This is a genomic window from Nonomuraea sp. NPDC049378 (genome assembly GCF_055586745.1).
Map to the genome: position 1 here is coordinate 42,658 of NZ_JBVJHP010000012.1, position 24,675 is coordinate 67,332.

Annotated in this window: 17 protein-coding genes; 11 read left to right on the forward strand and 6 right to left on the reverse strand. The window is 72.2% G+C overall.

Annotation, left to right across the window (positions count from 1 at the left end; all coding sequences use genetic code 11):
* The gene (locus ACZ6SA_RS25570; RefSeq protein ID WP_347648869.1) at positions 1 to 699 is read right to left on the reverse strand and encodes a GntR family transcriptional regulator; all 699 of its coding nucleotides are present in this window, start codon (positions 697 to 699) and stop codon (positions 1 to 3) included.
* A gap of 129 nt (positions 700 to 828) precedes the next feature.
* Here ACZ6SA_RS25570 and ACZ6SA_RS25575 point away from each other — a divergent pair, with 129 nt between their 5' ends.
* The 7 genes from ACZ6SA_RS25575 (at position 829) to ACZ6SA_RS25605 (ending at position 8,831) form a co-directional block, all read left to right on the forward strand.
* Entirely contained in the window at positions 829 to 2,388 is a 1,560-nt protein-coding gene (locus ACZ6SA_RS25575) for an ABC transporter substrate-binding protein (RefSeq protein ID WP_465830879.1), read from the forward strand.
* Complete coding sequence (locus ACZ6SA_RS25580; RefSeq protein ID WP_465830881.1) at positions 2,370 to 3,362, forward strand: ABC transporter permease; 993 nt, start codon at positions 2,370 to 2,372, stop codon at positions 3,360 to 3,362. The genes ACZ6SA_RS25575 and ACZ6SA_RS25580 overlap by 19 nt, the downstream gene beginning before the upstream one ends.
* Positions 3,355 to 4,194 (forward strand): ABC transporter permease, encoded by an 840-nt coding sequence (locus tag ACZ6SA_RS25585; RefSeq protein ID WP_465830883.1) that lies wholly within the window; start codon positions 3,355 to 3,357, stop codon positions 4,192 to 4,194. Before ACZ6SA_RS25580 ends, ACZ6SA_RS25585 begins: the two co-directional genes overlap by 8 nt.
* Positions 4,191 to 5,162, forward strand: a complete 972-nt coding sequence (locus tag ACZ6SA_RS25590) for an ABC transporter ATP-binding protein (protein ID WP_347648873.1) — start codon at positions 4,191 to 4,193, stop codon at positions 5,160 to 5,162. Before ACZ6SA_RS25585 ends, ACZ6SA_RS25590 begins: the two co-directional genes overlap by 4 nt.
* A complete protein-coding gene (locus ACZ6SA_RS25595; RefSeq protein WP_347648874.1) occupies positions 5,159 to 6,109 on the forward strand; it encodes an oligopeptide/dipeptide ABC transporter ATP-binding protein in 951 nt (316 codons plus the stop codon). Before ACZ6SA_RS25590 ends, ACZ6SA_RS25595 begins: the two co-directional genes overlap by 4 nt.
* A 79-nt stretch (positions 6,110 to 6,188) precedes the next feature.
* A complete protein-coding gene (locus ACZ6SA_RS25600; protein WP_347648875.1) occupies positions 6,189 to 7,076 on the forward strand; it encodes a sulfotransferase family protein in 888 nt (295 codons plus the stop codon).
* A gap of 93 nt (positions 7,077 to 7,169) precedes the next feature.
* Positions 7,170 to 8,831, forward strand: a complete 1,662-nt coding sequence (locus ACZ6SA_RS25605; protein ID WP_347648876.1) for an arylsulfatase — start codon at positions 7,170 to 7,172, stop codon at positions 8,829 to 8,831.
* Positions 8,832 to 8,962: 131 nt separating this feature from the next.
* On the opposite strand, the gene ACZ6SA_RS25610 is transcribed toward ACZ6SA_RS25605, so the two are convergent.
* The 4 genes from ACZ6SA_RS25610 to ACZ6SA_RS25625 form a co-directional block, all read right to left on the reverse strand.
* Positions 8,963 to 12,670, reverse strand: a complete 3,708-nt coding sequence (locus ACZ6SA_RS25610; RefSeq protein ID WP_465830886.1) for a S8 family peptidase — start codon at positions 12,668 to 12,670, stop codon at positions 8,963 to 8,965.
* 199 nt (positions 12,671 to 12,869) lie between these two features.
* The gene (locus tag ACZ6SA_RS25615; protein WP_465830888.1) at positions 12,870 to 14,855 is read right to left on the reverse strand and encodes an endo-beta-N-acetylglucosaminidase; all 1,986 of its coding nucleotides are present in this window, start codon (positions 14,853 to 14,855) and stop codon (positions 12,870 to 12,872) included.
* 11 nt (positions 14,856 to 14,866) lie between these two features.
* Entirely contained in the window at positions 14,867 to 16,096 is a 1,230-nt protein-coding gene (locus ACZ6SA_RS25620) for a glycoside hydrolase 5 family protein (protein WP_465830890.1), read from the reverse strand.
* A 90-nt stretch (positions 16,097 to 16,186) separates the two neighbouring features.
* Positions 16,187 to 17,227, reverse strand: a complete 1,041-nt coding sequence (locus ACZ6SA_RS25625; RefSeq protein ID WP_465830892.1) for a LacI family DNA-binding transcriptional regulator — start codon at positions 17,225 to 17,227, stop codon at positions 16,187 to 16,189.
* Between the two features lie 115 nt (positions 17,228 to 17,342).
* On the opposite strand from ACZ6SA_RS25625, the gene ACZ6SA_RS25630 reads away from it, so the two are divergent.
* From ACZ6SA_RS25630 to ACZ6SA_RS25645, 4 genes are all read left to right on the forward strand, one after another.
* Positions 17,343 to 18,641 (forward strand): ABC transporter substrate-binding protein, encoded by a 1,299-nt coding sequence (locus ACZ6SA_RS25630; RefSeq protein ID WP_465830894.1) that lies wholly within the window; start codon positions 17,343 to 17,345, stop codon positions 18,639 to 18,641.
* The gene (locus tag ACZ6SA_RS25635; protein WP_347648882.1) at positions 18,641 to 19,513 is read left to right on the forward strand and encodes a carbohydrate ABC transporter permease; all 873 of its coding nucleotides are present in this window, start codon (positions 18,641 to 18,643) and stop codon (positions 19,511 to 19,513) included. The genes ACZ6SA_RS25630 and ACZ6SA_RS25635 overlap by 1 nt, the downstream gene beginning before the upstream one ends.
* A gap of 184 nt (positions 19,514 to 19,697) precedes the next feature.
* The gene (locus ACZ6SA_RS25640; protein WP_465830897.1) at positions 19,698 to 20,345 is read left to right on the forward strand and encodes a carbohydrate ABC transporter permease; all 648 of its coding nucleotides are present in this window, start codon (positions 19,698 to 19,700) and stop codon (positions 20,343 to 20,345) included.
* A gap of 30 nt (positions 20,346 to 20,375) precedes the next feature.
* Complete coding sequence (locus ACZ6SA_RS25645; protein ID WP_465830899.1) at positions 20,376 to 23,369, forward strand: alpha-mannosidase; 2,994 nt, start codon at positions 20,376 to 20,378, stop codon at positions 23,367 to 23,369.
* Positions 23,370 to 23,433: 64 nt separating this feature from the next.
* Here the strand turns inward: ACZ6SA_RS25645 and ACZ6SA_RS25650 are convergent, their stop codons facing one another.
* Positions 23,434 to 24,606, reverse strand: coding sequence for an ROK family transcriptional regulator (locus ACZ6SA_RS25650; protein ID WP_347648885.1), 1,173 nt, complete (start codon positions 24,604 to 24,606; stop codon positions 23,434 to 23,436).
* Positions 24,607 to 24,675 lie beyond the last annotated feature (69 nt).

Consider the following 24,675-nt stretch of genomic DNA (forward strand, 5'->3'; position numbering starts at 1 on the left):
TTACCTGACGTCGGGCGCGACCGGCCCGTCGTCCTCTGGCCGCCCCGCCCACAGGCCGCGGGCGTGGTTGACGTGCGTGGTCATCAGTGCCTCGGCGCCCGGCCTGTCGCCCGCCGCGAGGAGGTCGAGCAGGCGTACGTGCTCGCGTGCGGACTCCACGAGCGGCGCGGCTCCGCGCAGCTTCGGCAGCGCCGACAGCCGGGTCTGGTAGCGCAGCACCCGGACGAGCTCGACGTAGCGCGGGTTGCCGAGGAGCGCGGTCAGCGACAGGTGGAACTCGCTGTCCAGCACGACGAACGCCACCATGTCGCCGTTGGCGGCGTGCTCGACGAGCTCTTCGGCCATCGGGCGCAGCTTCTCCAGCTCGGGCTCCGGCCTCAGGTCCGCCAGCCTGCCCATCGCGGGCACCTCGAGGGTCAGCCGGATCTCGACGATGTCGTCGAGCTCCTTGCCGGTCGCCACGCGTACGCGGAAGCCGCGGTTCTGCACCATCTCGACGAGCTCTTCCTTGGCGAGTTCGAGCACGGCCTCGCGGACGGGCGTCGCGGAGACGCCCAGCTGCGCCGCGATGGCGGACATCGAGTAGATCACGCCGGGGGTGAGGGATCCGGCGATGATCTGGCCCCGCAGCTGCGCCGCGGCCTCGTCGCGCAGGTTGCGGCGGGGCAGCGACTCGAACAGGGGCTCTGACCTCGTCATGTGGCGCTCCTTGTGCATCCAGCCCATTGACATGTCGTATGTAAGGTATTACCCATTAAGCCTTACAGGCAACGGGGGGTTAAGGAGAACTCAATGGTCGACCAAGCACCCCCCGGAACCCGGGTCTCCGTGACGAGACGCCAGCTGCTCGCCGGGGCCGCGACGCTCGCGGTCGGCGCGTGCGGCGGCGGCCGCCCCGCGACGCCCCGGAGCACCGGCGGACCTGCCGGCCCGCCGCGCAGGGGCGGAACGCTGCGGCTGCCGCTGACGGCGGAGCCGATCGCGCCGGCGTTCGACATGGGCACGAGGGCGGCGGGCTCGGTCGGCACCGCGGCCATCGCCACCCTCGCCTACAACGGGCTGGTCGAGGTGACCGACGGCGAGGTCGTCCCGCAACTCGCCGAGGCATGGGAACGGGCCTCCCCCACGCGGTACGTCTTCGACCTGCGGCGCGACGTCGTCTTCCACGACGGCACACCGTTCGACGCCGCGGCCGTGAAGGCCAACCTCGACCGGCTGCTCGACCCGGAGGGCGGCGGGGTCAACCTGCCGCCGTTCCTCGAATCGGTGAAGGTCCTCGGCAGGCACCAGGTGGAGATGCGGCTGTCCCGCCCGGCCGCGTCGTTCCTGCCCTCGCTGCGCAGGGGGCGGGTGATGATGATGTCACCCGCCGCCGTGGCGAAGTTCGCGAAGTCCGATCCGTTCCGCGCCTCGATCGGCACCGGGCCCTACGTCTTCAAGGAATATCGCGCGGGCAACGTGATCCGCCTGGAGCGCAACGACGACTACTGGGGCGACGACAACTACCTCGACGCCATCACCTTCTCCATCATCCCGGACACCAACACCCAGATCATGGCGTTCCTGAACGACGAGTTCGACATGATCGGCGTGCTGCCCGGGCAGGCGAGCCAGGTGAAGCGGCGCAGGGACGCCGTGCTGCGCGAGGACATCGGCAACACGTTCAACTACCTCACCTTCAACCAGGCGGTGAAGCCGTTCGACGACGTCGACGTGCGCCGCGGCTTCTCGGCCGCGCTCGACAGGGAGGGGATCGCCGCGGGGGTCCACGCCGGGCACGCCAAGGCCGCCCACGGGCCGTTCTCCCCCGCCATCGGCGCCGCCTTCGAGGACCTGTCGGGCGGCGCCGCCCAGGCGTACTCCGTCGACGAGGCGAAGAAGTTCCTCGCCAGGGCCGGGTACGACTTCGGCGCCGAGATCGCCTTCAACGCCTTCACCCAGTCGCCGTGGGCGCAGGAGGCCGACGCGATGGCGGCGCAACTGGAGCAGATCGGCGTCAAGGTGAAGCTGAACAAGGAGGACTTCGGCTCGTGGGCCGACCGCATCTACACCAGCCGCGACTTCGCGCTGACCAACAGCGGCCAGACGACCCGCACCGTCGATCCCGATGAGGTCATCTACCCGCTGGCGCACAGCAAGGGCGACCTCAACGTCTCCGGGGTCGACGACCCCGAGCTCGACGCCCTGCTGGAGAAAGCGCGCGCCGAGGGCGACTCCGGCCTGCGGGCGGAGATGTACCACGACGTCGCCCGCCTGGTGGCGGACAACGCCTACGCCGCCTTCACCGTGTGGCCCTCGACGCTGACCGCGATGAGCTCCAAGGTGGGCGGCTACACGTTCTCGCCCGGCGGCACCCACGGAGCGGCGCAGTGCTGGCTGTCCGGATGAGCCGCGGCCGCCGGCTCGCGTCCGGCACGGTGGTGTCGCTGGCGGGCAGCGTTCTGCAGGCCACGGTGGTGGCCGCCGCCGCCACGTTCGTGGTGTTCCTGCTGATGCGGATGATTCCCGGCGATCCGGCCAGGATCCTCGCGGGGCCGGGCGGATCGGTCACTCCAGAACAGGTCGAGCGGACCCGCCGCGAGCTCGGGCTCGACGACCCGATCCCGCTCCAGTACTGGAACTGGATCACGGACGCCGTGCGGGGCGACTTCGGCAACTCCCTGGTCCTCAACGACACCGTCGCCGGCCTGCTCGCCGACCGGCTGATGATCACGGTGCAACTGTCGCTGTACGCGTTCGCGCTGGCGGTCGTGCTGGCGATCCCGCTGAGCCTGGTCGCCGCCCGCTGGCAGGGCGCCATCGCCGACAAGCTCTCCCGCCTGGCCGGCGCCACCGGCGTCGCGGTGCCGAGCTTCTGGCTCGCGCTGCTGCTGATCATCGTCGCCCAGGGCGTGTTGCCGACGTTCGGCTACGCGCCGCTGTCCGAAGGGCTCGGCACGCACCTCGCCCACATGCTGCTGCCGGCGCTGGCCCTCGGCGCCGGGTTCGCGACCCTGGTCTTCGAGACGACCAGGGCGGGCCTGATCGACACCCTGACCTCCGACTACGTCCGCACCGCCCGCGCGTTCCAGATCCCGGAGCGCCGGATCTACGGCCGGTACGCCCTGCGCAACGCCTTCCTGCCCACGCTCACGATCTTCGGCCTGGAGGCCGGCGCCCTGATGGCCGGCGCGCTGCTGGTGGAGAACGCGTTCGCGCTCCCCGGCATGGGCCGGCTGATCGTGCAGGGCGTGTTGTCGCGGGGCTATCCCGTGGTGCAGGCGTGCATCCTCGTGATCGTAATGATCTTCGTGGCCGTCAACCTGCTGATGGACCTGCTCTACGCCGTGGTCGACCCGAGAGTGAGGCGATCGCGTGGCTGAACGGACGATCGCGGCGCCCGCGCTGCTGCGGCCGCTGACCCAGAAGATCACCTGGTTCCTGCTGGCGGTGTTCGTGCTCGTGGCCGCCGCCGCTCCCCTGCTCGCGCCGTACGACCCGCACGCCCAGGATTTGCGCAACACGCTCATGCCGCCGGGCCCCGGGCACCTGCTGGGCACCGACGACTTCGGCCGCGACCAGCTCAGCCGGCTGTGCTACGCGCTGCGTTCGTCGCTGCTCATCAGCCTGGCGACGACCGCGGCGGTGGCGGCGGCGGGGATCCCGCTCGGCCTGCTCGCCGGATACGCCCGGGGGCTCGCGAACGTGGTCATCGCCCGCGCCATCGACGTGGGGCTGGCGCTGCCGTCGCTGGTGCTCGCCCTCGGCCTGATCGCCGCGCTCGGCGCCGGGGTGCGCAGCACCGTCATCGCCCTCGCGGTCGGCTACACCCCCTACCTCGCGCGGGTCGTGCGCGGCGTCGTGCTGCGGGTCCGGCAGGAGGAGTACGTCGAGAGCGCCCGGGTCAGCAACGTGCCGCCGTGGCGGATCGCCGTGCGGCACGTCGTCCCGAACACGCTCGGCGTGACATCCGTCCAGCTCACGCTGATCTTCGCGTTCGCCGTCATCGGGGAGGCGGGCCTGAGCTTCGTCGGGCTGGGCGTGCAACCGCCGACGGCCTCGCTGGGCAACCTGCTGGCCGACGGCTCCGCCCACAGCCTCGACCTGCCGATCCTCACCGTGGCGCCCGGCCTGGTGATCGCCGTCCTCGTCATCGCCCTGCTCTTCGCCGGGGACGGCATCCGCGACGCGCTCGACCCCCGGAGACGCCGATGACCGAGACCCTGCTGGCCCTCGACGGCGTCGCGATCGGCCTGGCCGCCGATCCGCGGGTCCGTGCCGTCGACGGGATCGACCTGCACGTCGCCCCGGGCGAGGCCGTCGCCCTGGTCGGGGAGAGCGGTTCGGGCAAGTCCGTCACCGCCTACGCCGCCCTAGGCCTGCTGGCGCCCGCCCTGCGCGCGTCCGGCACGCTCCGGCTCGGCGCCGGCTCCTACGACCTCGGCGACCCGGGCGGGCTCAGGCCGCTGCGCGGCGGCGAGATCAGCATGGTCTTCCAGGACCCCGGCACCTCGCTGAACCCGGTGATGACCGTAGGGCGCCAGCTGGAGGACGTGCTGCGGCGGCACGGCCGCACGCCCCGCCGCGAGCGGTGGCGGCGCGTGGTCGAGCTGCTCGCCGAGGTCGGCGTCGCCGCGCCCGACCGGGTGGCGCGGGCCTTTCCCTTCGAGCTCTCCGGCGGCATGCGCCAGCGGGTCCTCATCGCCATGGCCCTGTCCTGCGAGCCCCGGCTGCTCATCGCCGACGAGCCCACCACCGCCCTGGACACGACCGTCCAGGCCCAGATCATGGACCTGCTCATGACCCTGGTGCGCGACAGGGGGATGGCCATGCTGTTCATCTCCCACGACCTGGGCCTCGTCGCCGAGTCCTGCCGGCGGATGTACGTGATGTACGCCGGCCGCGTCGTGGAGAGCGGGCCGGTGGCCGACGTCCTGCGCCGCCCCCGGCATCCCTACACCCGGGCGCTGATCGGCTGCCGCCCCGCCGCGGGCCGGCGGCTCGCGCGGCTGCCCAGCATCCCCGGCACCGTGCCGCCGATCGGGTCCATGCCGGACGGCTGCCGGTTCGCGCCGCGGTGCCCGATCGCCGTCGAGGAGTGCCGTACCACCGATCCGGAGTTGCGCGCCGTCGGCGGGGGCGTCAGCGTGGCGTGCCCGCGGGCCAGTGAGGAGGAGTCGTGAGCGCCACGTCACCGGTCCTGCGTGCCGCGAACCTGTCCCGGTCGTTCCGGGTGCGGGGCACCGGGCACGAGGTACGGGCCCTGCGCGGGGTGGATCTGAGCGTCCCTGCGGGATCGGCCGTCGGGCTGGTCGGGGAGAGCGGCAGCGGCAAGTCGACGTTCGCCCGGATCGTCGCCGGCCTGTTGCGGCCGAGCTCCGGAGAGCTGGAGCTGATGGGCACCGGTGTCGCCGGCCTGTCGGAAAGGCGCAGGCGCAGGCTCGCCGTCCCGATCCAGATGATCTTCCAGAACCCGCGGGCCTCGCTGAACCCGCGGCTGCCCGTGCGCCGGTGCGTCGCGGAGCCGCTCCTGGCGCAGGGCCTGCGCCCGGGCAGGCAGGAGATCCTCGGCCTGCTCGACCGGGTGGGGCTGCCCGCCAGGGTCGCGGACCTGCACGCGCACGAGCTGTCCGGCGGGCAGTGCCAGCGGGTGGCCATCGCGCGGGCCGTCGCGGCCAGGCCCGCGCTCATCGTCGCCGACGAACCCGTCTCGGCGCTCGACGTCTCCGTCCAGGCCCAGGTGCTCAACCTGCTCAAGGACATCCAGGAGGAGTCCGGCACGTCGTTCCTGTTCATCAGCCACGACCTCGGCGTCGTCCGCTTCTTCTGCGACCAGGTCAACGTGCTGTACCTGGGCCAGATCGTCGAGCGCGGCGACGCGGAGAGCGTCTTCGCGGGCCCCCGGCACCCGTACACCGAGGCCCTGGCCTCGGCGGTCCCCGCCGTCTCGCCGTCGGACCGGCCGCGGCGCATCGTCCTGGACGGGGAGCCACCGCGGCCCGAGCAGCCTCCGCGCGGCTGCGCCTTCCACACCCGCTGCCATCGCAGGATCGGCCCGATCTGCGACGAGAGCGCGCCGCGGCCCGTGCCCACCGCCACCGGCGTCACCCGCTGCCACCTGGAGGCCTGACTCCGCGCCGTGCTTCCCGGTACCGGTTCACAGCCCTGATTCACCTGGGGTTCACTGCGCCGGCCTAGCTTGTAGCCCCATGAGCTGGAGGTACCGTGCCAACGCCACACTCGAAGGACTGACGGGATACACGTTGACGCGCCGCCTGCGCAGGGAGGCGCCGAGACCGGCCGCCAAGCCGCCGCCTGAGCTGCGGCGGCTGCCGGGCGACGCGGTACGGCCGCCCGTCGACGGCGCGCACGACCGGTTGTTGCGCGAACCGGTGTTCCTGCTGTCGTCCGTGCGGTCGGGCTCGACGCTGCTGCGCGTCATGCTCGACAGCCACTCGCGGATCCACTCGCCGATCGAGACGCACTTTCGCCGGGTGACCGTCGGCCTCGGCACCGATCCCGTACGGCAGGCCATGGACCTGCTCGGCCACACCCACAGCGACATCGAGCACATCGTCTGGGACCGGCTGCTGCACCGGGAGCTGAGCCGCAGCGGCAAGCCGATCCTGGCGGAGAAGACGCCGAGCAACGTGTTCGCCTGGCGGCGGATCTCGACCTGCTGGCCGGACGCGCGTTTCGTGTTCCTGCTGCGCCACCCCATGTCGATCGTGCAGTCCTGGCACGAGGCCGACCCGCCCAAGCGGCCCATGGAGGAGGCCGTGCCGCGCACGCTGAGTTACATGACCTACCTCCAGGAGGCCCGCACGCACCTGGAGGGCCTGACGCTGCGCTACGAGGACCTGGTCGCCGACCCCGAGGCGGAGCTGCGCCGGCTCTGCGCGTTCCTGGATCTCGCGTACGAGCCCGCCATGCTCGCCTACGGCGACCAGGACCACGGCGCCTTCGTCAAGGGCATCGGCGACTGGCGTGACAAGATCCGCGCCGGCACCGTCGTCGCGGCCCGCCCGCTGCCCGCGGCCGAGGAGATCCCGGAGGCGCTCCACCAGATCTGCCGCCAGTGGGGCTATCTCCGGTGAGTGACTTTTCTCACCGCCGTGGATGCCATGCTGTGACAGAGTTCGCCGGTGATTTGCCCGCTGTTCCCCGCAACCTCCGATATGTTGCCCTTCGTGATCAACGGGCTCTCCCGCCGCACCTTGTTCGCCGGAACTCTCGCCGGCCTCGCGGCGCCCTCAGCGGCCTCCCTGGCCCCCTCGGCGGCAGACGCGGCAGCCGTCCGCGGCCGCCTTCCCTCACGGCCGAACATCCTGCTCGTCCTGGCCGACGACCTCGGATGGGGTGAGATCGGCAGCCAGGGACAACGCAAGATCCACACGCCCAACCTGGACCGGATGGCCGCCGAGGGCGTGCGGTTCGCGACGGCGTACTCGGGTGCGCCGCTGTGCGCGCCGGCACGCTGCGCGTTGCTCACCGGGCTGCACGCCGGCCACGGCACCGTGCGTGACAACCCCGAAGGCGGGCCGCAACGCTCGTTGACCGACGCCGACCTCACCTTCGCCGAGCTGCTGCGGCTGTCCGGCTACCGGACGGCCTGCATCGGCAAGTGGGGCTTCGGCCCCGAGCAGCCCCACCAGGCCTCCCACCCGAACGTGCGCGGCTTCGACGAGTTCTTCGGCTACATCACCCACCGGCACGCCCACCACTACTTCCCGTCGTACCTGTGGCACAACGACAGGAGGGTGTCCGTCCCCGGCCGGTCGTACGCGCCGCACCTGTTCCGCGAGAAGGCGGCCGAGTTCATCGCCAAGGGCGACGACGACCCGTTCCTGCTCTACTACGCCAGCAACCTGCCGCACGCGCCCAGCGCCGTCCCCGGCGACGCGGGCGTCTACGAGAAGGAGCCGTGGAGCGAGGCGAACCGCCGCCACGCCGCACAGGTGACACGGCTCGACACCGACGTCGCCGCCCTGCTGCGGGCGCTGCGGGACGCCGGCGTCGCCGAGCGCACGCTCGTACTGTTCACCAGCGACAACGGCCCCCACCGTGAGAAGGGCGTGACGCCCCGGCTGTTCAACTCCAACGGCCCGTACCGCGCCGACAAGCGCGACGTGTACGAAGGCGGCATCCGCGTGCCGCTGATCGCCTGGTCGCCAGGGTTACGCCATCGCGTCGAGCGGCAGCCGGTCGCGTTCTGGGACGTGCTGCCGACGCTGGCGGACCTGGCGGAGGTGCCGGTGCCCGCCCACCTCGACGGGCGGTCGTTCCGCGGCCTGCTCACCGGCGGGAACGCGCCCAGGCACGATCACCTGGTGTGGAACCGGCCGCGCAAGGCCCAGGCCATCCGGCGCGGCCGGTGGAAGGTCGTCCGGTTCTCCCCGAACATCGCCGGCGCCGGGCCCGAGGGCCGGGTCGAGCTCTACGACCTGTCCGCCGACCCCGGCGAGAAGCTCGACCTGGCGGCGGACCGCCCCGAGCTGACCGCCGAACTGCTGGCCACCCTCGACGCGTCCATCGGGTCCGATCCGCGCCTCCCGTACGGGCTGCGCACGAGGCTCACGGACGACCAGGTCATCGTGACCCTGCACAACGGGTCGTCCCGTCCGTGGCGCGGGGTCGAGCTGGGACTCGACGGGCCGCGCAAGCGGCGGGCGCACCGGGTGGCGCGGCTGGAGCCGGGCACGGCGGTCACGGTCGGCTTCCCGCTCCCCGCCAAGCGCCGCGGGCGCATCGTCGCGCGCGCCGCCTTCACCGCGGGCGGCCGGAGGCAGGTCTTCCGCGCACGGCACGTCAAGCGTACGGACGCGCCCCCCACGCTCCAGCCCGTCACGTGAGCGCGTCGCCGGCCGCCCGGCGAACGGGCTCCGGGCGGCAGGCGACGTGAGCCCCGGCGACGCGTGAGGGGGGAGGCCCGAGCACGGCCCTCCCCCCTCATTCCGGCGCGCGAGCACCCTCGCGCGGGCGCTCAGCGCGTGGCGTAGGCGCGGATCACCTCCTGCGCCAGGGTGTTGCCGTTGACGTCGGAGGCGTTGAGCCGCAGCGAGACGAACCCGGACGGCGACCGGCCGATGGTCGTCTCGTACCTACGGTCGCCCTTGTCCCGCAGGCGGACCGGCTTCCACGTGGCGCCGTCGTCGTACGACACCTCCAGCGCGACGTCCCTGATCGCGCTCTGCTCCGCGCCCTCCTGGTGGTAGAGGGACAGGCCCAGCTTCCGCGACCTGGCCCGGTTCTTCAGGTCGACCGGCGCGTCGAACGTGGCCAGCAGCAGCGGGATCACCGCCGTTTCCGCGGCGCGCTCGGAGGCGAAGGTCCACACCCCCTTGGTACGCGTGGACAACTTCGCCCAACCGGCCTCGTTGGCCAGGTCGTACTCGATCCGGTAGTCCGCCTTCTCCGGGGAGAGCGTGCCCGACCCCGACGGCAGGTAGTTCGTCTGCCACAGGAGCGTGTCGCCCTGGTAGAGCCGGAAGTCGGTCTTCATGCCGTGCTCGAACTTGCTGGTGTGGGTGTCGCCGTAGTTGCGGGCGGCGTCCACGAAGCCCTGCATGGACACGCGCAGCTTGTCGCCCTCCCTGCGCATGGGGTTGCGCGGGTTGATGCCCGGCAGCAGCGGCTGCTTGAACACCGAGCGCCCGACCCGCTCGCCCGCCTCGTACGGGCGGAAGTCCGGCGAGGACAGCGCGATGCGCGGCGTGTCCGGGTGCGGCCACATGGTGTTGTAGTGCCGCTCGGGAACGCCGGCCGACGTGGCCCAGCGCAGGTCGGGCCCGGGGGTGACGTAATCGGTCCGGGTGCGCGGCGCCTTGGCCATCGGATGGTTCGTGGAAACCGACGTGGTGTCCCAGGGCTGGAAGACGAACCTGGCCTCGTTCACCGTCACGTCGCCGGCGAGCTGGGTGTGGAAGTCCGTCTCGATCCTCGCCAGCGACCTCGACCTGACCACGTAGCGCGGCCTGTCGCGCACCTGGCCCTTCTCCTGGAGGAACAGGTCGTAGACGTACGGGCTGGCGACGACGCCCTTGGCCACGATCGGCACCGGCAGCCGGCGCAGCCGCTGGACGAGCTTCAGCCCTTCCTCATGCGTCAGCCGCACGGTCGGGACGGCGAGCTTGACACCGTTGCCGCCGGTGGTGACGTCGTGGCCCGGCTGGTCGCTGTAGACGGCAACCATCCTCGCCCCGGCCGCCGCGGCCGCGTTGGACTGCGTGGAGACCGGAACTCCGGGGGTGCGGCGGATGACGGCGAGCTTGCCGCGCAGGTCGCGCGCCTTGATCTCGCCAGGGCCACCTCGTCCCGCGTCGGCCGCCATGAGCAGCCGGGTGCCGTCCAGGCGCGGGTACTCGGTGGCGAAGTCGCTGAACTGGACCGGGTCCACGTACTGGGGTTCCAGTTCGAGCCCGGGGGTGGTGAGGGTGATCTCGGGAGCCGTCAGCCGCCACCGGGTGGAGACGGTGAACGTGCCCTTGGTGACCTTCTCGGTGGGCTGGACGAACAGCCGCTCCTCCACCTGGCCGCCGGGCGCGATGTGGGTCCCGCCGCGCAGCGCGGTGCCCTGCTCCCCCGCCCGGTACCACCGCAGCGCTGCGGCCGAGCCGGTGTTCCGCTTGGTCCTGTGGTCGGGCGTCTCGACCTCGACCTCGACGGCCTTGCGGGCGTCCAGCACCACCTCGGTGTCCTCGGTGATCGTCATCTCGGGGTCGCCGAGCAGGCTCTCGTTGAGCGGCTTGCCCTTCGCGGTGCTGTCCTGGGTGGCCGGCATGGTGAAGATGTGGCCGAGCACCGAGTACGTGCCGGGCTTGACGAGCAGGCACGTGCCCTTGCCGTACTTCTGCTCGGTGCACGGCTGCGCGGGCTCGCCGGGAAGCACGCGGCCGACCAGGGTGCCCTCGTCCAGGTCGAGCACGGTGAAGCCGCCGCGGCCCGGTCGGCCGTCCCTGGCGATGCCGCGGACGCGCAGCTCGACGCGCTTCTCCTCGACGTCGGCGGTCAGCAGCGTGCGCACGGGTACGCCGCCCGCGACGGCGGCCGTCAGCTCCTGGCGCACGAGGCCGGTCTTGTCCGCCTTGAGCGTGACCGTGGCCTCGGCCGTCCCCGACGCGGGCACGGTGAGCCCGGCCGGCTCGACGGCGAACGCGCCGCCGCTCGACAGGTCCAGCTCCGCGGGCCGCTGCCCGAGGTTGTGGTAGGTGACGGTGAGGCTCTTCTCCTCGCCGGGGGCGAGCCTGCCGAAGTTGACCGAGCCCGCCGAGGCCGCGACCGGGTTCTTCAGCGCGGCGGCCACGTCGATCCTGCCCGCGCCCTGCGCGTCGACGGGGATGTCCTTGCCGGGCCTGGCGGTGGCCATGAGCAGCGACTTCAGCTCGCCGCCGGTGACACCGGGGCGGGCCTGCCGCAGCAGGGCCGCCGCGCCCGCGACGTGCGGGGTGGCCATGGAGGTGCCGGACATCGCGGCGTGGCCGCCGCCGGGCCTGGCGGCGGAGATGTCCACGCCCGGCGCGGTCACGTCGGGCTTGACGGCCTGGTCGGCGACGATCGGGCCCTTGCTGGAGAAGTCGGCCAGCCGGTCCTCGCGGTCGACCGCCCCGACGGTCAGCGCCTCGGGGGCGTCGCCGGGGGTGCCCACGCACGAGTCGCAGCCGTCGTTGCCCGCGGCCACCACGAACAGCGTCCCGTACTGCTCGCTCAGCCGGGAGACCGCGGCGGTCAGCGGGCCGCCCGGCTCCTGGCTGCCCAGGCTCATGTTGACGATCTCGGCGCGCTGCTCGCCGGCCGCCCACTCCATGCCGTCGATGATCCACGACAGCTGGCCGAAGCCGTCGCCGGCGAGGACCCGGCCGTTGAGCAGCCTGGCGCCGGGCGCCACGCCCTTGCCGCCGCCGTCCGTGCCGGCTCCCGCGATCGTGCTCGCGACGTGGGTGCCGTGGCCGTGCGGGTCGCCCGTGACGTTCTCCCCGGTGAAGTCGCGCTGACCGGCGACCTTGCCCGCGAGGTCCGGGTGCGCGGCGTCGACGCCGGTGTCGAGCACGGCGACGGTGGTGCCGGCGCCGTCGTACCCGGCGGCCCAGGCCTCGGGCGCGCCGATCTGCGGCACGCTGTGCTCCAGGACCGGCTCCACCTTGCGGTCGAGCCAGATCTTCGACACGCCCGCCAACGGCCCGGCGGCGCGGGCGTCCGGGCCGTCCAGCTTGGCCAGCTCCGCCCCGAACGCAGCCGCGTCCCGCTCGGCCACCGACACGCCCATCCCGCCGATGCTCTCCAGCGTGCGGACCTGCTTCACGGACGGCGGCGCGGCCTTGGGGGCGTTCCCCTCGTGGGTGAAGATCAGCGGGATGGCGTCGTCGTACCCCTGCTCGGCCAGCGCCGTCACGTTGAACAGCGCGCTGTCGAGCCGCTCGGGCACCAGGGCGGCGACGTCGTCGGGGATGACGCTCAGCTCCCCGCCCGACTCCAGCACCTGGAACGTCGGCACGGAGCCATCCGCCCTGGGCGCGGGGGTGACGGCCACGGTCCTGTGCTCACCGTCCACGGCGCGCACGCGTACGCGATCACCGGTGACCAGCGTGATCTCGTCGCCCGCCGCGTCGCTCGTGAACTCCACGGGCGGCGCGGCGAGCGCGTGCGCGCCAGGAGCCGGCAGCAGCGCGGCGGTCATGACGGCCGTGACGGCCATGACCGTTCCGCGCCGCCACCCCTGCCGCCACCCCTGCCGCCACCCCCGCCGCCGTTGTCCCGCGCGCCCTAACCCATGCAGCATGAACGACCTCCAGAAATCGGTAAGCACGAATATCCGACTTCCTAGCGGCCCTGAGCTGGCGCTGTCTATGAAGTTGGCGTGGCCAGATCCCGACTTGTCGTGGATCCGCCACTCGTCACGGCCGTCCCGGAGCCCCGGTCCAGGAGACGGTGGCCTGCGCCGCGGGCGAGCGACCGTACTCCGTGGAGACCGCCTCCACCTCGATCGTCGTGCTTTTCTCGCCGCCGGCGCGGTCGAGGCGGGGCACGAAGTAGGCGTCGTTGGGAGTGGCGCCCAGGTACGTACGCCCGCTGCCGGGGTCGCGGCGGTAGACGTCGTAGTGGTGCACCTTCCCGCGCGAGCCCGTCCAGGCCAGGCGGAGCGACTTACGGGTGTCCGACACGTCGGTGACGCCGAGCACGGTGAGCCCGGCAGGCGGGGACGGCCTGTCCACGGCGCCGTCGTACACCGCCAGCTGCCCGACGCGGATGTCGTAGGCCTTCTTCACGCCCGTCGTCCGCAGCCCGATCTGCGCGATGGTCCTGCCGGCGTGGGCGGACAGGTCGAGCGTCCTGCGCTCCCAGCCGGTGCCCCTGGTGGCCCCCAGGTCGAAGGTGGTGAACCTGGTGGGCGCGTCGGTGAACGCGACGGCCACCCGCAGATGGGTGGCGCCCGCCGCGGGCGTCCTGACCACGGCCGACAGTTTCGTGTCCGCCGCCACCGGCAGGCGCGTCTGGTAGAGCCGTACGGTGTTGACGGCGTCGAGGCGACCGGTGAGCCGCAGCGACGAGCCGCCCTCGTAGGCGTCGCCGAAGTCGATCGACGGGGTCAGCTCGGTGCCGCGGGAGCTGACGATCCACTGGTAGGTCGGCGGCACGTCCTGCACGGACAGGTTGTTCCAGCCGCCGTCGCGCACGCGGACCCCGCCGACGTTGTAGAAGCCGCCGTGCCCGAGGTTGAACCCGGTCACGAACGGTTTGCCGGTGACGGGCGTCGACTCGGCGACGTGGTGCGCCAGGCCCTTCCACGCCGACGAGGTCGACGTGTCGGACGGGTCCGCGTTGGCGCCGGCCCAGAAGCGGGAGTCCCTGGCCCGGAAGTCGGCGGGGCCCGACGAGGACCGCCACGTCCATTCGGGGCGGTAGATGCCGAGGGAGGTGACGTGCGGCCGCCCGGCGGGGAACACCGCGTCCCACGGCACGCTCGTGTCGTAGCCGCCCGCCTCGGTGTCGATGCCGGCGTACAGCTCGTGCTCGTCCCTGCCGAGCGATCGGGCCAGCGCGCGCGACGAGCGCAGCTTGCCGGCGTCCCACCCGAAGTCGAGGAACATCGAGTCGGACACGCGCTCGGGATCGTTGAGGAAGGCGTCGTTGGCCGGGGTGAGCGCCTCCTGCCAGTCGACCGGGCCGCTCTCGGTCATGGCGTCGTACCACATGAACTCGACCGGGCCCCTGGCGCGGGCGTACGTGATGAGCGAGCGCAGCTCGGTGGCCAGCGCGGCGTCCCCGCCCTCCGTCTCCTGGTTGATGAACCAGCCGTCGAACCCGTAGTGCCGGGCCACCTGGACCAGCTTGTCGGCGACGGGATAGGAGGAGCCGCGCTTCTGGACGAAGTCGCGCACCCACTGGAGTCGCCCGCCGAAGACCTCGGGCGGGAAGAAGACGGTGCCGTACACCTTCACGCCGTTGCGGTGGGCCGCGTCGACGACGGTGGGGTTCGGCGCCAGGATCAGCCCTTCGGCGGCCGAGCCGCCCCAGAAGACGAGCCTGTCGACGTACTGCCAGTGGCCGAAGGCGTAGTAGCTCTCGTCCAGCGAGCCCTGCGACGGGTTGTCCGAGGTGGGGGCGAACGACACGAGCGAGACGACGCGGCCCTCGCCCGCGCGGGCGTTCGGGTTGGCCTTCAGCGCCGGGTCCTGGGCACGTGGCCGCAGCGGCACGCGGGAGCGGTTGAACCGGGCGTCGGGGTCGGTGGCGGGATCCCAGTCGAGGATCGTGCCGGGGTACCAGTAGGAGGCGTAGGGCTGGTCGCCCGTCGCGGCCAGGGCCGGCCTGGCGGGCGCGGTGAGCAGGGCCGCCACGACCGTGGCCGCGCAGAGCGTGGGTAACAGCCTGCGTCGCATCTGATCTCCTCTCATTGCCGGTCGAGCACGGTGTCGATCCCCCTGGCCGCGAGGTGCGCGGCGTCGCCGGCGCGGGCGGCGGTGACGATGGCCAGCGGCCCGTCCTGGCGCAGCCGCACCCACGCGGCGTGGAAGGCGCTGCCCGGCGCGATCTCCGCGCGGCGCTCGGGCTCGGCTCTGAGGTCCACGTCGCAGGCGAGCGCCCGGCGGCGGCCGGCCCTGTCGTGCCGTTCCTTGACGGCGGCGGCCAGCTCCCTGGCCGCCGGCTTGGGCTGGTGGTCCACGGTGAACAGGCCGAGGTCGTACTCGCGCTCGGGGAAGTCGGCGAGCGAGCGGTCGAGGTCGTGGGAGCACCACCAGGTGACACCCCACAGGGCGGGGTTGGGGGTGACGGCGTCCAGCAGCCCGCGCACGAACGCGGGCGCGTCGGGCCCGGGCACGTCGGGCGCGGGCGCGCCGACCTCCTGGAGCCAGACCGGCCTGGCCGGGTCGGGAGAGGTGGCCGCGGCCAGCTCCACCAGGTAGTCGGCGTGGGTGACGGTGGCGGGACCGAGCGGGCCGTCGACGGCGGACACGCCGTTGAACACCCACGAGTGCACGGTCGTCAGGTCGCCGAGGTCGACGTTGTCGGCCGGGTGGAAGGGGTGTTCCGGGTCGTACCAGGTGGCGTCGTACAGGGAGTGCAGGTGGAGCAGGCGGGGGGCGGCGGCGCGGGCCACGCCGAGCAGCTCGGCGGCCCAGCTTCTGGAGTCGCCGAACGTGGTCGGGTTGGCCGGGTAGAGGTTGTTGACCTCGTTGCCGAGGGTCACCGCGAAGACGTTGTCGCGGGTGGCGGCCTCCCGGGTGAGCGTGTCCACGTACGACACCAGCCCCGCGCGTACGTCGGGGTCGGTGAACAGGCCGCGCCGGTGCCAGGTGAGCACCCACGACGGCAGGAAGTCGAAGCTGGACAGGTGGCCCTGCAGCAGGTCCACCGCCACGGACAGCCCGAACTCGGCGGCGGCGTCGATGACGGCGAGCAGGTCGTCGAGCCCGCGCCGCCTGATGAGCGCGCGGTTGGGCTGGATCCACGGCCAGATCGGGAACACCCGGACGTGGTCGAGCCCGATCCCCGCGAGGTCCTCGAAGTCACGGCGGGCGGCGTCGGCGGGCTGGTCGAGCCAGCCGTAGAACCAGCCGGACGAGGGCACGTAGTTCGCGCCGAAGCGGAGCGGGCCGGGGCTGTGGTGCGGCTGGGGCACGCGGGTCCTCCATGGGGTGAACCGTCCCCGCGAGGACGTTCCCCCGGCGGAGGGGCGTCCCCGGCGGGGGTTGAGCCGATCACCGAGACCCTAAACCGCTTTAGCCCGCTTGCCAAGAGCGGGCGGCGCGGTGCTCTGCCGGACGACCAGCCGCGGCGTGCCGGTCTTGAGGTCGCGCCTGGCCCCCGGGTCGGCGATGACCTCGAGCAGCACCTCGGCCACCTGGCCGCCGAGCGCGAAGGTGTCGCGCGACAGCGAGGTGATGCTCGGGTGGGTGACCCGGGTCAGCACCGAGTCGTCGAAGGCGACGATCGACAGCTCGGCCGGCACGGCCACGCCCATCTCCCCCGCCACGCCCAGCCCGGCCAGCGCCATCACGTCGCTGTCGTAGACGATCGCGGACGGGCGGGAGGCGCGCGACAGCAGCGTCCTGGTCGCCGCCGCCCCTTCGGCGTCGCTGAAGTCGGTCGGCAGGGAGACCGCGTCCACCAGGCCGAGCCGCTTGACCGAGTCGCGCAGCGCGCGCATGCGGCGCTGGGTGTGGCGGAGCCCGGGCAGCCCCGCGACGTGGGCGACGCGGCGGTGCCCGAGCGCCGCCAGATAGTCGACGACCGACACCATCGCCTCGCGGTCGTCGGCCCACACGCTGGCCAGCGCCCCGTGCCTGCCGGGCCCGCCGAGCACGACGGCGGGCACGCCCAGCTCCTCCAGCGCGGCGAAACGGGGATCGCGGACCTTGGGGTCGACGAGGATGAACCCGTCCACGCGGTGCGCGGAGGTCCACTCCCTGTAGACCTCGATCTCGGCCTCGGAGTCCTCCACCACCAGCAGGTGCATCGCCACCTGCTGGCGCGACAACCTCGCCTGCAGGCCGGACAGGAGCTGGGCGAAGAACGGCTCGACGCCCAGCGTGCTCGCGGGCCTCGCGATCACCAGGCCCACCGCCTCGGCCCTGGCGCCGCCGAGGGCCCTGGCGGCGCTGTGCGGCCGCCAGTTCATCTCCCTGGCCACCTCGATGATGCGGGCCCTGGTCGCCTCGCTGACGCCGGGACGCCCGTTCAGCGCGAACGACACCGCGCCCTTGGACACCCCGACCCGCTGCGCGATGTCGGCGATCGTCGGTCGGCCCACGCGGCCGCTCCTTTCCTCACAGTCCGGCCACACCCTATTGACAGCGGAGTCTAGCCCGGTGGATAGTCCCGCGACTAGAGCGGTTTAGTACCCGCCGGCCACGAAGGAGAGCGCCATGCGAAGGCACTGGGCAGGACTGGCCGTGCTGGCCGTCACGATCGCGGGATGCGGGCTGGGTGGCGCCGAACCGGACCAGGCCGCGCCGGTCACGGGCGCCACCGGCGAGGTGAAGGGCAAGGTCAGCCTGCAGACCTGGGCGCTCAAGCCGAAGTTCACCGACTACGTGCAGGGCGTCATCGACGGCTTCGAGAAGGAGTACCCGGGCACCGAGGTCGAGTGGCTGGACCAGCCCGCCGAAGGTTACTCGGAGAAGGTGCTCACCCAGGCGGCCGGCGGCTCGCTGCCCGACGTCGTCAACCTGCCGCCCGACTTCGCCTTCCCGCTGGTCAAGCAGGGCGTGCTGCTGGACGTCGGCCCAGCCGACCAATGGGCCGATCAGCAGGCCGACCAGAAGCTGGCCGACGTCTACGTCCCCGGTGGCCTGGAGGCCTACCGCTACCCCGGCGTCCAGGGCACGTACGGCTTCCCGTGGTACCTCAACACCGACGTCAACTACTGGAACGCGGAGCTGCTCACCGAGAACGGCCTGGACCCGGAGAAGCCGCCGGCGAGCCTCGACGAGCTCATCGCCCAGGCCAGGACGGTGAAGGAGAAGTCGGGCGGCAAGGTCTATCTGATGAGCCGCAAGCCGGAGCTGGGCGACCTGGCCAACGCGGGCGTCCCCATGATGACGCCCGACGGGACCCGCTTCGCCTTCAACACCCCGCAGGCGGTCGCGCTGCTGGACCGGTATCGCGAGGCGTACAAGGAGGGGCTGCTGCCGCGCGACGTGCTCACCGACACCTACGCCGGCAACGCCAAGCTGTTCACCGAGGGCACGGTCGCCTGGACGACCGCCGGCGGCAACTTCATCACGAGCCTGGCCACCGACAATCCGACGCTCGCGCCCAAGGTGGTGCCGTCGCCCGCGATCGGCACTCCGCCGCTCTACGTGCAGGGCCTTTCGATCTCCAAGCGTACGGGGAACGCCCCGGCCGCGCTCGCCCTGGCCCGCTGGGTGACCAACGCCGAGAACCAGGCCGCCTTCGCCCATCTGGTCAACATCTTCCCCAGCACCAAGGCCTCGGCGGACGACCCGTTCTTCAGCAAGAGCGACGGCACCCGCTCGGGCGACGCCAAGGTGATCGCGTTCACCTCGCTCGCCAAGGCCAAGGTGCTCGAGCCGGTCCAGGTCACCGAGGCGATGAAGAAGTTCGTCCGGCAGCAGTTCGCGCTGGCGATCAGCGGTGAGGCCACCTCCGAGGAGGCGCTGGACGCCGCCGTGGCCAAGTGCGACGAGCTGCTCAAGAGCTGATGACCCACCACCGCTGGTTCACGCCGTGGCTGCTGGTGGCGCCCGCCGCGGTCTGGTTGTGCGTCTTCTCCGTCTTCCCGTCGATCAACACGCTGGTCCTGGCGTTCACCGACGCCAAGCCGCTCGGCGGCGGCCACTTCACCGGCCTGGCCAACTTCGGCCGCGCCCTGGACGACGACCAGCTCGCCGACGCGCTGGTCAACAGCATCGTCTACATGCTGGTGTGCCTGCCGCTGCTCACGCTGCTGCCGCTGCTGATCGCGATCCTGGTGGAGAAGAAGCTGCCCGGCATCATGTTCTTCCGCACCGCCTTCTACACCCCGGTGGTCGCCTCGGCCGTGGTGGTCGCGCTGATCTGGGGCTGGCTGCTCGACGACCGCGGGCTGGTGAACGGCTTCGCGCAGTGGCTGGGCGTGATCGCCGCGCCGGTGCCGTTCCTGACCGACCGGTGGCTGCTGCTGTTCAGCGCGATCAGCCTGACCGTCTGGAAGGGGCTGGGCTACTACATGATCATCTACCTGTCGGCGCTCGGCAACGTCCGGCGCGAGCTGCACGAGGCCGCTGCCGTGGACGGCGCGGGCCCGGTGCGACGCTTCTGGAGCGTCACGGTGCCCGGCGTGCGCAACACGATGTTGCTGATCTCCGTGCTGGTGTCGGTCTCGGCGCTGCGCGTGTTCTCCGAGCTGTACGTGCTGTCGAACGGCACCGGCGGCCCCGGCGGCAGGGACATGTCGCTCGTGATGCTCATCCAGCTCTACAGCCGCGGCTTCACCGGCCACCTCGGCTACGCCTCCGCGCTCAGCCTGGTGCTGCTCGTCATCACCATCGGGCCGATGCTCCTGCTGCTGCGGCTCAACAGGAAGGCGGCCTGACATCAACACCGTCTCCGCCCGCGAGAAGGCGCTGCGTTACGTCCTGCTCCTGCTCGCGCTCGCCCTGACCGTCTCGCCGTTCCTGTGGCAGCTGTCCACCTCGCTCAAGAGCGTCCAGGAGGACATCTACACCCGGACGCCGAGCTTCCTGCCCCAGCAGCCGACGCTCGCCAACTACGCCGAGGTGGCCGAGACCGTCCCCGTGTGGTCGTACGCGGCCAACTCGCTGGTCGTGGCCGCCATCGTGGTCGCGGGCAACGCCGTGGGCGCCACGATCGCCGGGTTCGCCCTGGCCAAGCTCCGCTTCAGGGGCGCGAAGCTGCTGCTCGGGCTGTTCCTGGCGACGCTGGTGCTGCCCGGCGAGGTGACGATCGTCTCGCAGTACGTCACCGTCCGCTCGCTCGGTCTGGCCGACACCCTGCTCGGGGTGGCGTTGCCGGGCGCGATCGGGATGCTTAACGTGCTGTTGATGCGTACAGCGTTCCAGGCGATCCCCCGGGAGATGGACGAAGCCGCGATCATCGACGGGGCGACGGCGTGGCAGCGGCTGCGCCACATCGGCCTGCCGAACGTGCGCGGCATACTCAGCGTGGTCACGATCTTCGCGTTCATCGGGGCCTGGGACGACTTCCTGTGGCCGCTCATCGTCCTGACCGACCCCGCCAACTACACTCTCACGGTCGGCCTGCAGTATTTGAACGGCACGTTCAGCGCCAACCCGCGGTTGATCGCGGCAGGCACGATGATCTCCTTCCTGCCGATCGTGATCGTCTTCGCGGCGCTCCAGCGCTTCTTCTTCAGGGGCGTGGAGGAAGGCGCCATCAAAGGCTGACAATCCCCCTTTTTGTGTAAGGAGTCCCTGATGCACGACGACCGCGACCTGGTCGAAGCCCGCCTGAAGCGTGTGCTCAACGAGCGGATCCGCCCCGCCCTTCACCCCGATTCGGTGCCGCTGGAGGTGGCCGTCTGGCATGCGCCGGACGAGCCCGTACCGGTCGCCGAAGGGCTGGCCGCGACGCCTGAGCCGATCGCGGTGGGCGACGCGTGGGGCGCGCCGTGGGGCACCAGCTGGTTCACCGTCACCGGCACGGTGCCGGAGCGGTGGGCGGGCCGGACCGTCGAAGCCCTGCTCGACCTGGGCTTCGACGAGGACATGCCCGGTTTCCAGTGCGAGGGCCTGGTCTACCTCCCCGACGGCACCCCGGTGAAGGGGCTCAACCCGCGCAACCAGTGGGTCCGCGTCGGCGCCCCCGTCAAGGGCGGCGAGCGGGTGCGCCTGCACGTCGAGGCCGCCTCCAACCCCGTCATCCTCGGCCGCCACCCGTTCCAGCCGACCCGGCTCGGCGACAAGGAGACGGCCGGGAACGACCCCCTCTACCGGCTGACCCGCATGGACCTGGCCGTCTTCGACGAGACCGTGTGGCAGCTCGTGATGGACCTGGAGGTGCTCGGCGAGCTGATGCACGAGCTGCCCGTCGACGGCGCCCGCCGCTACGAGGTGCTGCGGGCCGTCAACCGGGCGCTGGACGCCGTGGACCTCCAGGACGTCAACGGCACGGCCGCCGCCGCCAGGGCCGAGCTGACCGGCGTGCTGTCGGCCCCCGCCGTGCCGTCGGCGCACCGCGTCAGCGCCGTCGGCCACGCCCACATCGACTCGGCCTGGTTGTGGCCGCTGCGCGAGACCGTGCGCAAGGTGGCCCGCACCGCGTCCAACATGACGGCGCTCCTGGAGGACGAGCCGGACTTCGTGTTCGCCATGTCGCAGGCGCAGCAGTGGGCGTGGATCAAGGAGCACCGGCCCGAGGTCTGGGCGAAGGTGACCAAGGCGGTGGCCTCCGGCCGCTTCGTCCCGGCGGGCGGCATGTGGGTGGAGTCCGACACGAACATGCCCGGCTCTGAGGCGATGGCCCGGCAGTTCGTGCACGGCAAACGTTTCTTCATCGACGAGTTCGGCGTCGACAACGAGGAGGTGTGGCTGCCCGACACGTTCGGCTTCGCGGCCGGGCTGCCGCAGATCATCAAGGCGGCCGGGTCGAAGCGGCTGCTCACGCAGAAGATCTCGTGGAGCCAGACGAACACGTTCCCGCACCACACGTTCCTGTGGGAGGGCCTCGACGGCACCCGGATCTTCACGCACTTCCCGCCCGTCGACACCTACAACTGCTCGATGACGGGCGGCGAGCTGGCCCACGCGGCCCGCAACTTCAAGGACAAGGGCGTCGCCCGGCACTCGCTCGCGCCGACCGGCTGGGGCGACGGAGGCGGCGGCACGACGCGCGAGATGGTCGCCAAGGCCGCCCGGGTACGCGACCTGGAGGGTTCGCCCGCCGTCACGTGGGAGACGCCGGCCGCCTTCTTCGCCAAGGCGGAGGCGGAATATCCCCACCCGCCGGTCTGGGCCGGCGAGCTCTACCTGGAGCTGCACCGGGCGACCCTGACCAGCCAGGCCAAGACGAAGCAGGGCAACCGCCGCAGCGAGCACCTGCTGCGGGAGGCCGAGCTCTGGGCGGCGACCGCGGCCGTGCGCGCCGGTGCGCCCTACCCGTACGCGCAGCTCGACCGGATCTGGAAGACGGTGCTGCTGCACCAGTTCCACGACATCCTGCCCGGCTCGTCGATCGCGTGGGTGCACCGGGAGGCGCGCAGGACGTACGAACTGGTCGCGAAGGAGCTGAACGCCGTCATCGACACCGCGCAGCGCGCGCTGGCCGGCGACGCCTCCGGCGGCACGCTCGTCTTCAACGGCGCCCCGCACGCCCGCCGCGGCGTCCCCGCAGGCGGCGCGGCACGGCCGGAGGCCGGCGTGCGGACCTCCGCGGGCGAGCGCGACGGCGGCGGTTACGTGCTGGACAACGGCCTGCTGAGGGTGGAGGTCGACGCCTGCGGCCTGATCGTGTCGGTCCACGACGTGGCCGCCGACCGGGAGACGGTCGCCCCGGGCCAGGTGGCCGGGCTGCTGCAGCTGCACCCCGACTTCCCCAACAAGTGGGACGCCTGGGACGTCGACGAGTTCTACCGCAACACGGGCACCGACCTGACCGAGGCCGACGAGGTGAGCCTGGCGGACGGCTCGGTCCGTGTCCGCCGCTCCTTCGGCTCGTCGAGCGTGACGCAGGTCTTCACGCTGTCCGGCCGGCGGCTCGACATCGACACCGAGGTCGACTGGCACGAGACGGAGAAGTTCCTGAAGCTGGCCTTCCCGCTGGACGTGCACGCCGACCGGTACGCCTCCGAGAGCCAGTACGGCCACGTCTTCCGCGCCACGCACACCAACACGAGCTGGGAGGCGGCCAAGTTCGAGGCCTGCAACCACCGCTTCGTGCACGTGGAGGAGCCGGGCTGGGGCGTCGCGCTCGTCAACGACTCGACCTACGGCCACGACGTCACCCGCACCGCCGGTGACGCGGGCACGACGACGACCGTACGCGTCTCGCTGCTGCGCGCCCCCCGCTTCCCCGACCCGGAGACCGACCAGGGGGTGCACCGCTTCCGCCACGCGCTCGTGCCGGGCGCCACGATCGGCGACGCGGTCCGCGAGGGCTATGTCGTCAACCTGCCCGAGCGCCGCGTGCCCGGCGACGCCGAGGTGGCGCCGCTGGTGACGGTGGACGACGACGCGGTGGTGGTGACCGCCGTCAAGCTGGCCGACGACGAGAGCGGCGACGTGATCGTGCGCTTCCACGAGTCGAGGGGCGGCCGGGCGCGGGCCACGCTGACGCCGGGCTTCCCGGTGGCGCAGGTGGTCAAGACGGACCTGCTGGAGCGTCCCACGGCCGAGCCGCGGCGCCACGACGGCCCGGTGCCGCTGACGCTGCGCCCGTTCGAGCTGGTGACCTTGCGGCTCAAGCGCGCGTGATCAGGCCGAGTGATCAGGCCGCGTGATCACGTCAGGGCCGCCCGGCGAGGGCCGGGCGGCCCGCTCAGCCGCTGAGCAGCGCCCCCAGGCGGGGCGCGTAGGTGGCGTGGAAGACCAGCGAGGCCGCGCCGATCGCGGCGGCGTCCGCCGCGATCGGCGAGGTCTCCACCTGGACCGCGTGCAGCCTCCTGGCCAGCGACCTGCTCGACACGGCCGCCGCGACCACCTCGCGGTAGATCCCGCCCACCTCCCTGAGCGCGGGCCCGCCGAGCACGAGCAGGTCGATGTCGAGCATGTTCACGACGCTCACGGCGGCGTCGGCCAGCCGCCCGGCCACGCGTTCGATCACGGCGCGGGCCTCGGGCTCGCCGCGCGCGGCCGCCGCGCAGATGGCGGCGTGGTCGGATCCGTTGCCCAGCGCCGCCTCGATGGCGCTCGGGCAGCAGACGGCCTCGACGCATCCCCGGTTGCCGCAGTAGCACTCGGGGCCGTCCGGTTCGACCGTCATATGGCCGAACTCGGCGGCGTTGAGCGACCGCCCGCGATAGACCTGGTTGTCGAGGAAGATCCCGCCCCCGATGCCCGTTCCCAGGTAGAGGTAGGCGAAGCTGGGCGTGGACCGCGCCGTTCCGGCCCACCGCTCCCCGATCGCCGCGGCGGTCGCGTCGTTGTCGACGGTGACGGGAAAGCGGGTGTGCTCCTCCAGCAGGCTCTTGATCGGCACCTGGTCCCAGCCGGGCAGCCGCGGCGGCGACATCATCACGCCGTCGCCGTCCAGCGGCCCCGGGCAGGCCAGGCCCACCCCCAGCACCTTGCCGTCGGCGACCCCCGCCTCCCTGAGGATGCGCCGCGCGGCCCTGGCCATCTGCCGCACCACGGCGTCCGGCCGGCGTCCCGGCCGCACCGGCTGACGCAGCCGCGCGACCGGCCGCCCGGCCAGGTCGGCGAGCACGCAGGAGATCTCCCCGGGGTCGAAGTGCACGCCGATGGCGTAGCCGGCGCCCGGGTCGACCCGCAGGATCGTGCGCGGCTTGCCCCCGTTGGACGGTGTGGAGCCGTCCTCGATGACCAGCCCCTCCTCCAGCAACCGGCGGACGATCACCGACACGGTCTGCGCCGTCAACCTGGTGCGGGCCGCGATCTGGACGCGGCTGATCCCGTCGGAGGCCTGGATCGCCTCCAGCACCACGGCGCGGTTGTAGCTCCCCACCTTGGGCAGGTTCGTGCCCAGCTGCATGTCGCCAATATCACACAAACTGTTGACTTTGTAAATCAAATAGATTTAGCTTCTCGGCAACCCCAAGGA

Excerpts from the sequence above, each read along its gene's own strand:
- ACZ6SA_RS25600 (WP_347648875.1), top strand. The coding sequence starts at position 6,189 with ATGAGCTGGAGGTACCGTGCCAACGCCACACTCGAAGGACTGACGGGA.
- ACZ6SA_RS25650 (WP_347648885.1), bottom strand. The coding sequence starts at position 24,606 with ATGCAGCTGGGCACGAACCTGCCCAAGGTGGGGAGCTACAACCGCGCC.
- ACZ6SA_RS25630 (WP_465830894.1), top strand. The coding sequence starts at position 17,343 with ATGCGAAGGCACTGGGCAGGACTGGCCGTGCTGGCCGTCACGATCGCG.
- ACZ6SA_RS25590 (WP_347648873.1), top strand. The coding sequence starts at position 4,191 with ATGACCGAGACCCTGCTGGCCCTCGACGGCGTCGCGATCGGCCTGGCC.
- ACZ6SA_RS25615 (WP_465830888.1), bottom strand. The coding sequence starts at position 14,855 with ATGCGACGCAGGCTGTTACCCACGCTCTGCGCGGCCACGGTCGTGGCG.
- ACZ6SA_RS25610 (WP_465830886.1), bottom strand. The coding sequence starts at position 12,670 with ATGGCCGTCACGGCCGTCATGACCGCCGCGCTGCTGCCGGCTCCTGGC.
- ACZ6SA_RS25645 (WP_465830899.1), top strand. The coding sequence starts at position 20,376 with ATGCACGACGACCGCGACCTGGTCGAAGCCCGCCTGAAGCGTGTGCTC.
- ACZ6SA_RS25570 (WP_347648869.1), bottom strand. The coding sequence starts at position 699 with ATGACGAGGTCAGAGCCCCTGTTCGAGTCGCTGCCCCGCCGCAACCTG.
- ACZ6SA_RS25635 (WP_347648882.1), top strand. The coding sequence starts at position 18,641 with ATGACCCACCACCGCTGGTTCACGCCGTGGCTGCTGGTGGCGCCCGCC.